Below are 15,974 nucleotides of genomic sequence, written 5' to 3' on the forward strand. Positions count from 1 at the left end.
GGGTGGTTACTGATGCAGCGCTTCGCCATGCAGCGCGATGTCGAGCCCCTCGCGCTCGTCGTCGCTCGTCACGCGCAGGCTGGTGAAAAACGAGACGGCCTTCAGCGAGATCAGCGTGCCGATCACGCACCATACGATCGTCACGCCGACGCCGACCGCTTGCACGACGAATTGATGAACATCGCCTTCGAGCAGCCCCGCGACGCCGGGATCGCCTTCCGAGGCCGTGACGACGCGTGTCGCGAAGACGCCCGCCATCAGCGTGCCCATCATGCCGCCTACGCCGTGGACGCCGAAGACGTCGAGCGTGTCGTCATATTGGAATTTGTGCTTGGCGACGGTGCAGAACCAGTAGCAGACCGCGCCGGCGACGAGGCCGATGACGACGCCGTGCCAGGGCAGAACATAGCCTGAGGCCGGTGTGATCGTGCCGAGACCTGCGACCGCGCCGGAGATCACGCCGAGCACGGAGGGCTTGCCGCGCTCGAGCCATTCCAGCCCGCTCCAGACGACGGCGCCCGAGCAGGCGGCGAGATGCGTCGCGACGATGGCGAAGACGGCGCGCGAATTGGCGCCGAGCGCCGAACCGCCATTGAAGCCGAACCAGCCGACCCAGAGCAGGCCCGTGCCGACGACCGCGAGCGACAGGTCGAAGGGCGAGAGGTTCTCGCGGCCGAAGCCGACGCGATTGCCCATGACGAGCGCGCAGACGAGACCCGCGACTCCGGCGTTGATATGCACCACCGTGCCGCCCGCGAAATCGAGCAGGCCCATCTTTTGGAGGAAGCCGCCGCCCCACACCCAATGCGCCGACGGCGCATAGACGATGAGGAGCCAGACCACGCAGAAGAGGATGAAGGCCGAGAACTTCATGCGCTCGGCCACCGAGCCGCCGACCAGCGCGCAGGTGATCGCCGCGAAGGTCATCTGATAGGCCATGAAGAGGATTTCGGGGATCGTCCGGGCGAGCGGGCTCACCGTGTCGACGCCGACGCCCGAGAGCAGCGCCCGCGCCGTGTCGCCGATATAGGCGCCGTCGCCCGAAAAGGCGAGGCTGTAGCCGATTCCGATCCAGAGCAGCGAGACGACGGCCGTCGCGATGAGGCTCTGCGCCATGGTCGCGAGCACGTTCTTCTTGCGCACCATGCCGCTATAGAAAAGCGCGAGGCCCGGCAGCGTCATCATCAGCACGAGCGCCGTGGCGACGATCATGAAGGCCGTGTCCGCGCCGTCGATCCTGGGCGAATCCTGCGCGAGGGCGGGGGTGGCGGGGAGAGCGCAAGCGAGCGCCGCGAACATCTTTCGCATTATCGGCGTTTCCATATTTTATGAGCGACGTCTATTTTTGGCGGCTTCCAGCGCGCCGAGGAGCGTAGCGACGAAGCAATCCAGCGACGGGTCGCGACTCTGGATCGCTTCGTTTCGCTCGCGATGACGAGGCGCGCTACAGTGCGTCGTCGTCCGTCTCGCCCGTGCGGATGCGGATGGCGCGCTCGAGCGGCGTGACGAAGATCTTGCCGTCGCCGATATGGCCTGTATGCGCGGCCTTGCGGATCGACTCCACGGCGCCGTCGGCGACCTCGTCCGACACGGCGATCTCGACTTTCACCTTGGGCAGGAAAGCGACGATGTATTCGGCTCCGCGATAGATCTCGGTGTGGCCCTTCTGTCGCCCGTAGCCTTTCACCTCGGTGGCGGTCATCCCATGGACGTCGATGGCCATGAGCGCGTCGCGCACGGCGTCGAGCTTGAAGGGTTTGATGATGGCGGTGATGATCTTCATGTAAGCAGCAGTGCTTTCCTGAGCGGCAAGATGGCTGTTTCATCAGCAATCGCTGTGCCAGGCTGCGCAATAACTATACTAAACGGAGCCTCTATCGGGGCGCCACCGCGTGGTTGGCCGTCATGCGGGCGCCAGCCGCCTAAAAAATTCACAAACTGTTCAAGGAAACGGCGCCGAATCTGCGTCTTCCCGCCATGCGCCGCCCGGCATGGTTCAGGCGGCATTCAGCAGTGAAGCTGTTGGATTGACAGACGCTTTGGGGGCTGGCGTCCACGGGGAGCAAGTGGATGCAGCTATTTCGGACGTTCCTGGCCGCCGCCGCGGCCTTGATCGCCTTCGCCGCGGGAGCGGGAGCCGCCTCCGGCGCGCTCGCCGCCGAGCGGCGCCTCGCTTTGGTCGTCGGCGAGTCCGCCTATGGCGCGAAGCCGCTGCCGACGGCGGCGAACGACGCCGGCCTCGTCGCGCAGACCTTGCAAGCGGCGGGCTTCGACGTGACGGGCGCGCGCGATCTCGAAGAGACGGCGCTCAAGCAGACGTTCCGCGATTTTCTGGACAAGGCCGGCGAGGCCGGGCCGGACGCGGTCGTCTTCGTCTATTTTTCGGGCTACGGGCTGCAACTCGAGGGCGAGAACTATCTCGTTCCGGTCGATGCGCGGCTGGCGCGCGACGCCGACATTCCCCTGCGCACGCTGCGCGTCTCGGATTATCTGAAGCCGCTCGCGGCCTCGGGGGCGAAGCTCGGCGTCGTCGTGCTCGACGTCGCCCGCGCCAATCCGTACCGACTCGCGGGACAGCCCCTCGCCGGCGGTCTCGCCCTTTACGAGCCCGGCGGGCGGACGCTGCTCGCCTATAACGCCGCGCCGGGCGCCGTCGCCCCGGAAGCGACAGGGGATTACGGCCCTTACGCGCATGCGCTCGCGGAGATGATCCGCGACGGCGGCGCGCCGCTGACCGACGTCTTCGAGAATACGCGCCTGCGCGTCTCGGAGATGACGAAGGGCGCGCAAATCCCGTGGAATTCTCAGGAGGTCCAGACGGATTTCCTGTTCTTCCAGCGCGACGCCAACGCCCCGGCGCGCGTCGCCGACGCGTCGCTTCTGGCGCAGCCGATCAAGGCGCTGGGGCCGGAGGCGGGCTTCTCCGCCGCGATCCGCCGCGACACGCTTGACGGCTATCAGGATTATGTCGCGACCTATCCGGCCGCTCCGCACGCCAGGCGGGCGCGCGCATTTCTCGCCGCCCGGCGCGAGGCGCTCATCTGGCGCCGTTCGCGCGTCGTCGATACGCCCAACGCCTATTGGACGTATCTGCGCCGCTATCCCAAGGGGCCTCACGCCTGGGACGCCCGCCGGCGTCTCGCCGAATTGCGTTACGAGCCCGAGCCGCCGCCGCGCTTCGAGATGATCGATTACGACTATCCCCCGCCGCCGCCGGAGGAGCTTGTCTTCGTCGAGCGGCCGGCGGTCTATTTCGACGATCCGTCATGGGGCTTCGCGCCGCCTCCGCCGCCGCCCGCCTATTTCCTGCCGCCGCCGCCGCCGGATTTCGTCGTTTTGCCGCCGCCGGTCGTCATCGCGCAGCCTTATGTGCTGCCGGCGCCGCATTATGTGCCGATCCCGGCCTGGCAGCGCACGCCCGACCATGTCGCGCCGCCCCCGGATAACTTCATCTACGCGAATGCGCACAACGCCGTCGTGATCGATCCGCGCGCCAATAATGTCGTGGCGCGCGATCCGGCGGGCGGCGTGGTTTCGACAGGCGCGCTGACGGCGGCGGGGGTGGGCGCGGCGGCGGTCGCGGTGGGCGCCGCGCTGCCGAACTTCATCGCCAAGCGCAATGCGGCCGCGCCCGCCAATGCGCCGCCGCCAATGGGCGCGCCGGCTGGCGCTCTCGACCCGGCGCGGCTCGGCCAGCCGCCGCTGACGCCGGCGACCAGCCTCCAGAACCCGCCGCCGCCGCCGGCCATGGCGCCCGCGACGCCGGAAAAGGCGGGAGCGGCAAGGGCGCCGATCGGGGTTGCGCCGCCGCCGCAGGCCCAGCCTGGGACGCCGCCGCTCCAGGGTCCTCGGCCGCCGAGGCCGCCGATCGGGGCGCGGGACGGACATGCGCTTCCGGCGCCGCGCGCGGATGAAGGAGTCGCGCCGCCGCCAGACGGACAGCCGCTTCCCGCTCGTCCGGCGCGGGCGGGCAGGGCCGGCGGCGTCCCCGACGCCATGCGGGGCGTGTCCGCGCCGCCAGGGGAAGGAGCCGCGCCGACGCCGTCCCGGCCCGCGGCGGGCGGCGCGAGCCATCCGCCGCCGGCCGCGACGCTCGCCCCGAATGCGCCGATCGGGAAGGCGGCGTCGCCGGTCGGGACGGGAAGGGGCGATCGCGCCTCGCCCGCGGCCGAGGGGGCGCCGTCCGTTCCGGCTTCGCCGCTTGGCGGCGCAACCGGCGCCAGGCGCGCCCCGGCCGAAGCGGGGGCTCCTCGCGAGGCGGGGCCGGACCGGAACGGCGCAATTCGTCCGCGACCCGCGCCGACCCAAGGCTTCGACAGCGGCGCGAGCGGCGCCGCGCCGCATAGGGCGATCGAACGGCCGACGCCGGCCCCGCTTGTTTCGCCGCAAATGCGCGAGACGCCGGCGTCCGCTCGCATGCGCGATTCTTCGCCCCCGCGCGCCCCGGCGGATCCCAGCGGCGCTTTGCAGCCGCCCCGGCAGCGCGAGGCGCCGGCGCCGGGCATGGCGCCGCAAATGCGCGGCGCCGCCCTGCCGGCCATGCGTCCGCCGCCGGATCGCGGTCCGCCCGGCGGGACGATGCGGCAGCCGCCGCCGCAGGCCGCTCCCGCCATGATGCGTCCGCCCGCGCCGGCGCCGCGCCCGTCCCGCCCCGAGGGCGGCGGCCATGGCGGCCCGGGAGGGCCGCCGGGATTCGGCGGGCCGCGCTAGCACAAGGAAAAACGGCCGCGGCCTTCGCGGCCGTCAGGCTGCCGACAAACCTCCAAAGGCGGCCTCGTCCTTCGAGACGCGAGCTTCGCTCGCTCCTCAGCATGAGGCCCAAGCGCTTGGCGCAGATGCAGAAGCTCCTCATGCTGAGGAGCCTGCGCAAGTCGGGCTTGCCCGACTTGCGCATTTAAGAATCGATCTCGGGCAAGCCCCGGATCGCGGCAGGCGTCTCGAAGCGCGAGGGGCGCCACGCCAACTTTATCAGCAGCCTGACGGCCGCAGCCGTTTTTGGGAAATCCCCGCTATCTGGATGCGCTGCGCTTGGATGCGCCGCCCGTCTGGATGTCGCGCCACGTGTCGGACTGCGAGATCATCTGGCGGATCGAGGCGACATTCTGCGCGGCGTCGATCGGCGAGAGGTCGCGCCGCGACAATTCCTCGGCTTCCGGGAACTTGCCCTGCAGAGCGAGCACCAAAGCGAGATTCTGGCGCACGCGCATATCGGCCGTGGGCTGGCTGGCGGCGAGGCGCAACGTGTCCTCCGCGCGCGGCAGATTCTTCGCAAGCGCGTAGGAGAGGCCGAGATTGGACAGGACGGTCGGCTCGTTCGGACGGATCCTCAGAGCCGCCTCGTAATAGCCGCGCGCGGCGTCGTGATCGCCGAGCCGGTCGGCGAGCGAGCCCTGCGTGGACAGCACCGACCAATCGGGCCGTTCCGGCGTATGCGCCTTTCGCAGAACTTCGGCCGCCTGCTGGACGTTGCCGGCGTCGGCGAGCGCCTTGCCATAGGCGCCGAGGACCTTCATATCCTCCGGATAGGTGATCGCGAGCCCTTGCAGCACCGCGACCGCCTGCGCATTCTGGTCGAGCGCCTGCAAGGCCTTGGCGTAGGTGAGGGCGGTCGTCCTGTCTTTCGGGTTGCGGTCGTAGCGCTGTCCCCAATCCTCGGCGAAGCGGCGGAGCTCGCCTTCGTCTTTCGGCAGGGTCGTGGAGGACCGGCCGATCGAGCCGGTGATGTCGCTCACGGCGCTCATGGACGTCTTGTTGCAGCCTGAGAGGCCGACCAGCGCGGCAAGCGCGAAAGCGCAAAGCGGAAGCGGTCTTGACGAAGAGGGAAGCGCCTGTGTCACGGCGAATCTGTTCCGATCTGAATGGATGGACTTCGAGCCTGAGCAATAAAGCGTTAACCCTAATGGATGCTTAACAAAGGTTGAAAGCGGCGATGACGATGAAGCTTGAGGACTGGTCCGCCGAGGCGGCCGCGATCGATTTCGTGGACAAGGGCCGCTGGCCGCAAGTGAGGGAAGGCCTGCCGGCGGTCATATCCGCGGTCGCCGCCGCGACTGGATTCGAAGGCAAGCCGGGAAGTCAGCTCATCGTCCCGGCGCTCGACGGCGCGCCTGCGCGCGTCTTCTTCGGCGTGGAGGAACCGGACGCCGGGAAGCGCGATCCCTTCCTCGCCGGTAAGCTGACCGCCTTGCCGGCCGGGCTATATCGCTTGGGAGACCGCGTCGCCGATCCGCAGACGGCGGCGCTCGCCTTTCTTCTCGCGAGCTATTCCTTCTCGCGTTACGTCGCGCCGAAAGGCGAGAAGCCGCGCCTCTGCGCGCCTCAGGGAGTCGACCGCGTCCGCATCGAACGCATCGCCTCCGCCGTCGCGCTCGGACGCGACCTCGTCAACACGCCGGCCAACGACATGGGGCCCGAGGCCTTGGCCGAAGCCGCCCTGGCGCTCGCCGCGAAACATGGCGCGCAGTCTCGCGCCATTGTCGGCGACGCGCTGCTCGCCGAGAACTTTCCGCTGATACACGCCGTCGGCCGCGCCTCCGCGCAGGCGCCGCGGCTGGTGGAGTTCACGCATGGGCCGGAAGACGGGCTGAAGGTGACGCTCGTGGGCAAGGGCGTCTGCTACGATACGGGCGGGCTCGACATCAAGCCGTCTTCCGCCATGGCGCTCATGAAGAAAGATATGGGCGGCGCGGCGACGGCGCTCGCCTTGGCCTCCATGCTCATGGACGGGGCCGTCCCCGTGCGGCTGCGCGTGCTGCTGCCGATCGTCGAGAATTCGATCTCGTCGAACGCCTTCCGTACCGGCGACATTTATCGCAGCCGCAAGGGGCTTACGGTCGAGATCGGCAATACCGACGCGGAGGGGCGCCTGATTCTCGCTGACGCGCTGACTTACGCCAGCGAGGACCAGCCGGACCTTCTCTTCGATTTCGCGACATTGACCGGCGCCGCGCGCGTGGCGCTGGGACCGGAGCTGCCGCCTTTCTATACGGGCGACGACGCGCTGGCCGAGGAGATCGCCGCGCATGGCCGCGCCGCCAATGATCCCGTCTGGCGCCTGCCGCTCTGGGACAATTATGACAGCGGCCTGGACGGCAAGATTTCGGACCTCGTCAGCGTGACGAGCGGCGGCTTTTCCGGCTCCATCGTCGCGGCGCTGTTCCTGCGCCGCTTCGTGAGCGATCCGACGCGCTGGGCGCATTTCGACGCCTATTGCTGGAACCCCTCGACCAGGCCGGGCCGTCCGGAAGGCGGCGAGGTTCAGAGCGCGCGGCTCCTGCATCAACTCATCGAAGATCGCACGCTGCGCGGAAAGGCTTGAAGATTGAGCGAGACATTCGACCGACGGCTGACGCCCGCGCGGCCCGACATCGCGGCCGCCTATTTGAAAGGCCGCGTCACGGCCGATCGTTACGTCGAAGGCGCCGTGATGGAGGTGAAGGACGGCGTGGTCGACATGCGCCGCGAGCCGCGGCCCGATTGTCCGATCGATACGCAGGTTCTCTATGGCGAGCGCGTGACCGTCTATGACGAGGTCGAGGGCTGGGCCTGGGCGCAGCTTGCGTGCGACGGCTATGTGGGCTGGATCGCCGCCAATATATTGTGGAGCGAATTGCGTTCGCCGACGCATCGCGTCCGCGTGCCGCGCACTTTCGTCTACCCGGCGGCGAGCATCAAGCGCCCGCCGCTGCTCGCCTTGCCGCTGGGCGCCGAAGTCGAGATCGTGGAGGAGCGCGACAATTTCCTGGCGACGCGCGATCTCGGCTTCGTCTGGCGTCCGCATCTCGCGCCGCTCGACCAGCCCGCGGATGATTACGTCGCCGTCGCGGAGACGCTGACCGGCGCGCCCTATCTTTGGGGCGGCAAATCCTGGATTGGCGTCGACTGCTCGGGGCTCGTGCAGATTTCGCTCGCGGCTTGCGGCAAGCAGGCGCCGCGCGACAGCGACATGCAGGAGGCGAAGCTCGGCAGGCCCGTCGAGCCCGGCGCGCCGCTGCGGCGGGGCGACCTCGTTTTCTGGAAAGGCCATGTGGGAATCATGCGCGACGCGGCGACGCTCCTGCACGCCAATGGCGCGCATATGCTCGTCTCCAGCGAGCCGCTCGATCTGGTGCGCGAGCGGAACTTGCGCGCGGGCGCGGGCGACATTACGGCCGTGAAGCGGTTGGAGGGTTAGTAGCCCGTGTCACTCGAATTGACCGGCTTTTTGGAGGACGTTCATTCGCGGCCGTCATTGCGAGCGAAGCGAAGCAATCCAGAGCCTCATCACGGCTCTGGATTGCTTCGGCGGCTGCGCCGCCTCGCAATGACGGCGGAAAACATCGGCAAAAAGGCCGGCAATTCGAGTGACGGAAACAACTAGGCGGGCCGATGTCGAAAACTGTCTATTTCGAAGACCTTGTCGTGGGCCAGCGTTTCGAGTCGCCGCCGGTCGAAATGACGCAGGAGCAGATGATCCGCTTCTCGCGCGAGAACGATCCGCAATTCTTTCATGTCGATCCCGAGGCGGCGAAGGAGAGCATTTTCGGCGGCCTTGTCGGAAGCGGCTGGCAGACGGGCGCGCTCACTTTGCGCCTGCTGCTGGAAAGCTGCGGAATGACATTCGCGGGCGGCGTCGTCGGCTTGGACGCGCATATTTCCTGGAAGCGTCCCGTGCGGCCGGGCGACCGTCTGCATATTGAGGGCGAGATCACAATGCTGCGGACCTCGCGGTCGCAGCCGGATCGCGGCTTCGTCACCTTCAAGGCGACGACGCTGAACGGCGCCGGCGAGACGGTTCAGACGATCGAGGCGACGATGCTCGCCTTTCGCGATCCCGCGCGACGCGGAACCGGCGCGCTTTGAGCCCGTTCAGCGGATTTTGACGAGCGACCGGAGAAGCCGCTTCGTGGCGACGACGCCCGCCACGGCGGGGCCGCGCGTGGGGTCGGCGTTGGGGTTGCCGTTGGAGAAGCCCGCGCCGAAATCCGTCACGACGGAGACGCCGCCGAAGTATAATCCGTAGCGCCGCGCGAGAATTGCTTCCGGCACGATCGTCCAGCCGAGAATGTCGGCGCCGAGTTGACGCGCGACCTTCGCTTCCGCCGGCGTCTCGAAGCTCGGCCCCGAGAACCACATCAGGACGCCCTCATGCACGGCGACGCCAGCCGTCGCGGCGGCGGTCTTGATGCGCCGAAGCAGCCGCTTGTCATAGACGTCGTTCATGTTGATCTTGGCCTTGCCGCCCGCCGGCGCGCCGATCAACGGGTTGAGGCCGGTGAAGTTGATATGGTCCGTCACCAGGACGATGCTGCTCGGCACGAGGTCCGCCTGCACCGACAGAACCAGTCCCGTGCAAAGGACATAGCGCACGCCGAGCAGCGACAGCGTCTCGAGCGCCGAGGCCATGAGGCTCGGATCGCCAGTTTCGTGGAAGGTCGAGCGGCCCTTGAGGATCGCGGTGGGCAGTCCGTCGATCAGCGAGATAACCAGCTCGCCGTCTTCGACGCCGGGACCGACCGGAAAACCGGGCAGCTCCGAATAGGGGAACGCCGCGATGCGCTCGCCGAGATCGGCGACGCCGAAGAACAGGCGTCCGAGAACAAGCGCCGTATCCATCGCGCCAACGTCGCAGCGCGATGCGATTATGGCGGCGGCTTCCTCGGCGGGGGTCGGCATCATATCCTCTGGCGCGCGGGCGAATCGGCGGAAAAATTTGTCTAAATTTCGCAGCCCCGACGGCTGCGATCAAGCATTTGAAAGCGCTAAGTCTGGTCTTTCCTTGAGCAATTAATGTCGATCAATTCCGATTGATTGCGGAAGGCGGCGGCGAACAGCGTTTTCGTATAGTCGTTTTCCGGCCGGGAGAAGACTTTTTCAGCAGGTCCGGATTCTACGACTTTTCCGTGCCGCATGACAATGAGCTGACCCGCCAAAGCCTTCACCACCCGCAGGTCGTGGCTAATGAATAGATAAGCCAGCGAGCGGCGGCGCTGGAGATCGCGCAGCAGGTCGATGATCTGCGCCTGAACCGACATGTCGAGCGCGGATGTCGGTTCGTCCAGCACCACGAATTTGGGCTCGAGCACCATGGCGCGGGCGATCGCGATGCGCTGGCGCTGGCCGCCCGAGAATTCGTGCGGATAGCGGTCCATCGTCGCGGGATCGAGTCCCGTCTCCTTCAGGGCGCGGGCGACGATTTCGCGGCCTTCGTCGAGCGAAAGCTCGGGGCGCTGCACCGTAAGCCCCTCGGCGACGATTTCCGCGACCGACATGCGGGGCGAGAGCGAGCCGTAGGGGTCCTGGAAAACGATCTGCATGTCGCGGCGGAGCGGGCGCATTTCCGCGACGCTCTTGCCGTCGATGCGCGAGCTTAAAAAGACGATCGGCCCCTCGGAGCGTATGAGGCGCAGCATGGCGAGCGCCAGCGTCGTCTTGCCGGAGCCGGATTCGCCGACGACGCCGACCGTTCCCCCGGCGCGCACTTGCAGCGTCACGCCGTCGACGGCCTTGATGTAATCGACCGTCTTGCGCATGAAGCCGCGCTTGATGGGGAACCAGACGCGCAGATCGTCGGCGGAAATGACGACGGGCGCTTCCGGGTCTTCCTTGATCGGCTCGCCCTTGGGTTCGGCGGTGAGAAGCGCCTGCGTATAGGGATGGCTCGGCGCGGCGAACACGGTCTCGACGTCGCCGCTCTCCACCACGCGGCCTTTCTGCATGACGCAGACCGTATCGGCGAAGCGGCGCACGAGATTGAGATCGTGCGTAATGAACAGGATCGCCATGCCGTAGGTCTGCTGGAGGCGCTCGAGCAGCGCGATGATCTGCGCCTGCACGGTGACGTCGAGCGCGGTCGTCGGCTCGTCGGCGATGAGCAGGTCCGGCTTGTTGGCGAGCGCCATGGCGATCATGACGCGCTGGCGCTGGCCGCCCGAGAGCTGATGCGGATAGGCGCCGAGCCGCGCCTCCGGATTCGGAATGCCGACCTCGGCGAGAAGCTCGATCACGCGCTGGCGCATGGCGTCGCCGTCGCGCATGCCGTGAAGCTCGAGAATCTCCGCGATCTGCCGCTCGATCGTGTGCAGCGGATTAAGCGAGGTCATGGGCTCCTGAAAGACCATGGTGATGCGCGCGCCGCGAATGGCGCGCAGCGCGCCCTCGCCGATCTTCAGCATGTCCTGGCCGGCGAACAGCGCCTCGCCCGTCGCGATGGCGCCCGGCGGCAGAAGCCGCACGATGGAAAGCGCGCTGATCGATTTGCCGGAGCCCGACTCGCCGACGAGCGCGAGCGTCCTGCCGCGTTCGAGCGAGAAGGAGACGCGGTCGACGGCGACCGTCTCGCGCCCGCCTTGCAGGAAGGAGACGGAGAGATCGCGGACGTCGAGGAGGGGGGGAGCGGTCATTATCCGTCTCGATCGTTCGATTTCGTGGCAGGGGTAGAGTCTGGCCTTTCCGGCGTCATCGCGGAAGCGTCTTCCTCCCACTCGATCGTAACCAATGAGTTCAAGGGGATGCCTTCGCGTAAATCTTCCGGCAGCCTCGCCGCCGGATAGCGCTTGTAAACGATGCGTCTAGTTCGCGCGTTCTTCACCGGAAATTCTTTCTCGGATCGAAGGCGTCGCGCACGGCCTCGCCGATGAAGACGAGGAGCGACAGCATGAGCGCGATGATGGCGAAGCCGGTGAGGCCGAGCCAGGGCGCCTGGAGGTTGGATTTGCCCTGCAGCAGCAATTCGCCGAGCGAGGGCGAGCCGGGCGGCAGGCCGAAGCCGAGGAAGTCCAGCGCCGTCAGGGTCGTGATCGACGAATTGAGGATGAAGGGCAGGAAGGTCAGCGTCGCCACCGTGGCGTTGGGCAGGAGATGCTTCCAGATGATGCGGAAGCTGGTGAGCCCCAGCGCGCGGGCGGCGTTCACATATTCGAAGTTTCGCGCCCGCAGGAACTCCGCGCGCACGACATGAACGAGCGACACCCAGGAGAAGAGCAGCAGGATGCCGAGCAGCACGAAGAAACCGGGCGTCAGGAAGGAGGAGATGATGATGAGCAGGTAAAGCTGCGGCAGCGACGACCAGACCTCGATGAAGCGCTGGAAGACGAGATCGACCCGCCCGCCGAAATAGCCCTGTATCGCGCCCGCCGCGACGCCGATGATGGAGGAGATCGTCGCGAGGATGAGGCCGAAAAGCACGGAGATGCGGAAGCCGTAAAGGAGGCGCGCGACGACGTCGCGGCCCTGATCGTCCGTCCCGAGCCAGTTATATTCCAGCGCCGCGCAGCCGCGATTGGGCTCGCCGGGCCGAAGTCCCTTGGCGGCGGCGGTCTCGCATTGCTTCTGCGTCAGCATCCAGGTCGGCGGCGAGGGCGCGGGCGTCGGCAGCTCGAGATTGTGCGTGTCGTAGGAATAGCGGACCGGCGGCCAGAGCATCCAGCCATGGGCCTTGATCTCATTGGCGATCACGGGATCGCGATAGTCCGTGCGCGCCAGGAAGCCGCCGAACTTCTCCTCCGGATAGGCGACCAAGGCGGGGAAAAGCAGCTCGCCCTTGTACCAAGCCAGGATCGGCCTGTCATTCGCCAGAACATTGGAGAGGAGCGACATGACGAAGAGCGTCATGAAGACCCAGAAGGACCAATAGCCGCGCTTGTTCGCCTTGAAATTGGCGAGACGCCTTTGGTCGAGCGGCGAGAGCCGCAGAAATCCATCGCGCATGATGGGCGGGGCGAGGCGTGCGACGGGGTCGGCAGTCGCGCTCATGTCAGACCTCGCGCGTCTCGAAATCGATCCGAGGATCAATCCAGGTATAAGTGAGGTCGGAGATGAGGTTCACCACCAGGCCGACCAAGGCGAAAATATAGAGATTGGCGAAGACCACCGGATAGTCGCGGTTCACGATGCTCTCGAAGGACAGATAGCCGAGCCCGTCCAGCGAGAAGATCGTTTCGATCAGCACGGAGCCCGTCAGGAAGGCGTGGACGAAGGCGCCGGGGAAGCCGGCGATGACGATGAGCATGGCGTTGCGGAAGACATGGCCGTAGAGGACGCGGTTCTCGGTCAGGCCCTTCATGCGCGCGGTCTGCACATATTGCTTGCGGATCTCGTCGAGAAAGGAGTTCTTCGTGAGAAAGGTCTGCGTCGCGAAGGCGCCGAGCGTCATGGCGCTCACCGGCAGGATGATATGCCAGAGATAGTCCTTCGCCTTGCCGAATAGGGTCAGCTCGTCGAAATCGTCGGATGTCAGCCCCCGCAGCGGGAAAATCTGCCAGAAGGAGCCGCCAGCGAAGAGCACGATCAGCAGCATGGCGAAGAGGAAGCTCGGAATGGCGTAGCCGACGATGATGAGGTTCGACGTCCACATGTCGAAACGCGTCCCGTCGCGCACGGCCTTGGCGACGCCGAGCGGAATGGAGATCGAATAAGAGAGCAGCGTCATCCAAAGGCCGAGCGACATGGAGACGGGCAGCTTCTCGCCGATGAGCTTGATGACGCTTTCGTCGCGGAAATAGCTCCGGCCGAAATCGAACATCGCGTAATTCCTGACCATCAGCAGGAAGCGCTGCCATGCCGGCTTGTCGAAGCCGAACTGCTTCTCGAGCTCCGCGATGAATTTCGGATCGAGGCCCTGCGCGCCGCGATATTTCGACGTGGTGTCCGCGGCGCCGCCAACCGTTTGCGCGCCGGCGGCCTGTCCGACATCGCCGCCGCCGCCGGAAAAGCGCGAGGTCGCGCCGACATCGAAGCCCTGGAGCTGCGCGATGACGCGCTCGACCGGCCCGCCAGGCGCGAATTGCACGATGGCGAAGGAAATGAGCATGATGCCGAGGATCGTCGGGATCATCAGCAATACGCGGCGTGCGATATAGGCGCCCATTCTAACGTCCCGTGTTTTTCCGAACGGACCGGCATGTCATACGGCTTCCGCCTGATGGCTTCGCGACGACGCTTGCGGCGGCGTTGCGAGCCGAAGGCGAAGCAATCCGGAACACGTTCAAGAATTTGCTCCTGGATTGCTTCGTCGCCTCGCTCCTCGTAATGACGGGGCGCGGCGTCGATCGGGAGTCCGGTGGCGGAGCCGCTGCGAGATGGCCACGCTCAGCGTCCCGTGAAGTTGATCTTGCGCGCGCGGTCTTCGTCCCACCACCAGGTCGAGACGTAGCCGACCTCATATTTCGGCGGTCGCTCGGGCCGGCCGAACAGGTCCCAATGCGCGATGCGGTCGACAGGCGTATAATAATGGAAGATCCGATAGTGTCCGACGCGCAGCACGCGGTCGAGCGCGCGGCAGACGGTGACGAGCTCGGCGCGGGATTCGGCCTTGAGCGCCTTGTCGATCAGCGCGTCGACCGCCTTGTCGGCCGTGCCCGGCAGATTGTGGGAACCGTGAAACCTCGCGGCCTCGGAGCCGAAATAGTTCCGTAGCTCCTCGCCCGGCGAATGGCTGACGACCAGATTGTCGACCGTCACGTCGAAGTCGAACGTCTCCAGCCGCTGCTTGTATTGCGCGCTGTCGATCACGCGAAAGCTCGCCTTCACGCCGAGCAGCCGGAGATTCTTGATGAAAGGAAGGGTGAGCCGCTCGAAGAGATTGTAGCGGTCGATAAATTCGAATTCGAGCGGCTTGCCGTCGGGCAGCAGCAGCACGTCGCCCTTGCGCGTGCATCCGGCGGCGAGCAGGAGATCATTGGCCTTGCGCAGAAGATTGCGGTCCTGGCCCGAGCCGTCGGAAACGGGCGGCAGGGGGACCGGGCCGAAAACCGCGGCCGGCAGCTCCGCGCGGAATGGTTCGAGCAGCGCAAGCTCGGAGGCGTCGGGTTCTTCCGTCGCGGCGAGCTCGGAATTCTCGAAATAGGAGGTGACGCGCTTATAGGCGTCGTACATCAGATTGTGGCTGGACCACTCGAAGTCGAAGGCGTAACCGAGCGCCTCGCGAATGCGCGCATCCTTGAACATCGGGCGGCGCGTGTTGAAGCACCAGCCCTGAATGCCCGGGATGCGGCGGCTCGGGAAGGTCTCTTTTATGACGCGCTTGTCTCGTATCGCCGGAAAGTCGTAGCCGGTCGCCCAGATGCGCGCGGTGTCCTCGAGCCGAAGCGTGTAGGCCCCCGCCTTGAAGCCCTCGAAGGCGACGTTGCTGTCGCCGAAATATTCGAATTTGATCTGGCCAAAATTGTTCTGTCCGACATTGACGGGCAGGTCCTTGGCCCAATAATCGGCGACGCGGTCGAACGCGTTGAAGCGCCCCTGTTCGAACGCGCCGATCTTATAGGCGCCCGAGCCCAGGGGCGGCTCCAGCGTGGTTTCGTCGAAGGCGCGGCTGGCGTAATAGGCCTTCGAGAAGATCGGCTGGCCGGCGACGATCAGCGGCAAATCCCGGGTTCGGCCGGGCGCGAGCCGCACGACCAGCACGTCGTCCGCCTCCGCCTCGGCGGAGACCAGATCGCGCAGCATCTGCGCGATGATGGGATGACCCTTGCTCTTGAGGATGCCGAGCGAGAAGGCGCAGTCTTCCGCGGTGAGCTTCGACCCGTCATGGAACCGCGCCTCGCGCCGCAGCAGGAAGCGGTAGGTGAGCTTGTCGGCGGAGATCCGCACGGCCCGCGCGACGAGCCCGTAATAGGCGTCGCGCTCGTCATAGCTTTGGGCCAGCAGGCTGTCGAAAATGAGCGACACGCCTTGCGCCGGCGTGCCGCGCAGTATGTAGCCGTTGAGCGAGTCGAAGGTCGACGCCTGCGTCGTCAGAGTCAACTGGCCGCCCTTCGGCGCATCCGGATTCACATAGCCGAAATGCTTGAAATCCGCCGGCTCCGCGAGGTCTCCGAAGGTGGAGAGGCCGTGGCTCTCCGTTTCGCCTGGGGCGGGCGCCGACGCCGCCGCCGCCGTCCTCGCGCCCCCTTTGGCCACGGCGCGCGGCGCGAGCGCCACGGCGGCCCCGAGGGCGCCGGCGCGGATCAGCCGGCGGCGGGAGAGCGGATAGGCGAAAGGAAAGTCAGCCAAAACGA

Annotated in this window: 12 protein-coding genes; 4 read left to right on the forward strand and 8 right to left on the reverse strand. The window is 66.6% G+C overall.

All coding sequences use genetic code 11. The features are described from left to right. Window positions 1-6: 6 nt before the first annotated feature. Both ACV7JP_RS14750 and ACV7JP_RS14755 read right to left on the reverse strand, forming a co-directional pair. On the reverse strand, window positions 7-1,299 hold the full coding sequence (locus tag ACV7JP_RS14750) for an ammonium transporter (protein WP_457799101.1): 1,293 nt from the start codon (window positions 1,297-1,299) through the stop codon (window positions 7-9). Between the two features lie 145 nt (window positions 1,300-1,444). Next, window positions 1,445-1,783, reverse strand: a complete 339-nt coding sequence (locus ACV7JP_RS14755) for a P-II family nitrogen regulator (protein ID WP_457796417.1) — start codon at window positions 1,781-1,783, stop codon at window positions 1,445-1,447. A 287-nt stretch (window positions 1,784-2,070) separates the two neighbouring features. On the opposite strand from ACV7JP_RS14755, the gene ACV7JP_RS14760 reads away from it, so the two are divergent. After that, window positions 2,071-4,710: a caspase family protein gene (locus tag ACV7JP_RS14760; protein WP_457796418.1), complete on the forward strand. Its 2,640-nt coding sequence runs from the start codon at window positions 2,071-2,073 to the stop codon at window positions 4,708-4,710. A 299-nt stretch (window positions 4,711-5,009) separates the two neighbouring features. Here the strand turns inward: ACV7JP_RS14760 and ACV7JP_RS14765 are convergent, their stop codons facing one another. Then, window positions 5,010-5,741 carry a tetratricopeptide repeat protein gene (locus tag ACV7JP_RS14765; protein WP_457796419.1) on the reverse strand — a complete coding sequence of 244 codons (732 nt, stop codon included), beginning with the start codon at window positions 5,739-5,741 and terminating at the stop codon, window positions 5,010-5,012. Window positions 5,742-5,935: 194 nt separating this feature from the next. Between ACV7JP_RS14765 and ACV7JP_RS14770 the strand changes: the two genes are divergently transcribed. The 3 genes from ACV7JP_RS14770 to ACV7JP_RS14780 all read left to right on the forward strand — a co-directional run bounded on the left by ACV7JP_RS14770 (window position 5,936) and on the right by ACV7JP_RS14780 (window position 8,841). Continuing rightward, a complete protein-coding gene (locus ACV7JP_RS14770; RefSeq protein ID WP_457799102.1) occupies window positions 5,936-7,318 on the forward strand; it encodes a leucyl aminopeptidase family protein in 1,383 nt (460 codons plus the stop codon). 3 nt (window positions 7,319-7,321) lie between these two features. Further along, complete coding sequence (locus tag ACV7JP_RS14775) at window positions 7,322-8,173, forward strand: C40 family peptidase (protein ID WP_457796420.1); 852 nt, start codon at window positions 7,322-7,324, stop codon at window positions 8,171-8,173. A gap of 194 nt (window positions 8,174-8,367) precedes the next feature. Further along, window positions 8,368-8,841, forward strand: coding sequence for a MaoC family dehydratase (locus tag ACV7JP_RS14780; RefSeq protein ID WP_457796421.1), 474 nt, complete (start codon window positions 8,368-8,370; stop codon window positions 8,839-8,841). Window positions 8,842-8,847: 6 nt separating this feature from the next. On the opposite strand, the gene ACV7JP_RS14785 is transcribed toward ACV7JP_RS14780, so the two are convergent. The 5 genes from ACV7JP_RS14785 to ACV7JP_RS14805 all read right to left on the reverse strand — a co-directional run bounded on the left by ACV7JP_RS14785 (window position 8,848) and on the right by ACV7JP_RS14805 (window position 15,969). After that, a complete protein-coding gene (locus ACV7JP_RS14785) occupies window positions 8,848-9,657 on the reverse strand; it encodes a purine-nucleoside phosphorylase (protein WP_457796422.1) in 810 nt (269 codons plus the stop codon). Between the two features lie 83 nt (window positions 9,658-9,740). Further along, window positions 9,741-11,381 (reverse strand): ABC transporter ATP-binding protein, encoded by a 1,641-nt coding sequence (locus tag ACV7JP_RS14790; RefSeq protein ID WP_457796423.1) that lies wholly within the window; start codon window positions 11,379-11,381, stop codon window positions 9,741-9,743. A 184-nt stretch (window positions 11,382-11,565) separates the two neighbouring features. Further along, complete coding sequence (locus ACV7JP_RS14795; protein ID WP_457796424.1) at window positions 11,566-12,732, reverse strand: ABC transporter permease; 1,167 nt, start codon at window positions 12,730-12,732, stop codon at window positions 11,566-11,568. Window position 12,733: 1 nt separating this feature from the next. Next, the gene (locus ACV7JP_RS14800) at window positions 12,734-13,846 is read right to left on the reverse strand and encodes a microcin C ABC transporter permease YejB (protein WP_457796425.1); all 1,113 of its coding nucleotides are present in this window, start codon (window positions 13,844-13,846) and stop codon (window positions 12,734-12,736) included. 221 nt (window positions 13,847-14,067) lie between these two features. Then, complete coding sequence (locus tag ACV7JP_RS14805) at window positions 14,068-15,969, reverse strand: extracellular solute-binding protein (protein WP_457796426.1); 1,902 nt, start codon at window positions 15,967-15,969, stop codon at window positions 14,068-14,070. Between the last annotated feature and the right edge of the window lie 5 nt (window positions 15,970-15,974).

The organism is Methylocystis sp. S23 (genome assembly GCF_054106005.1).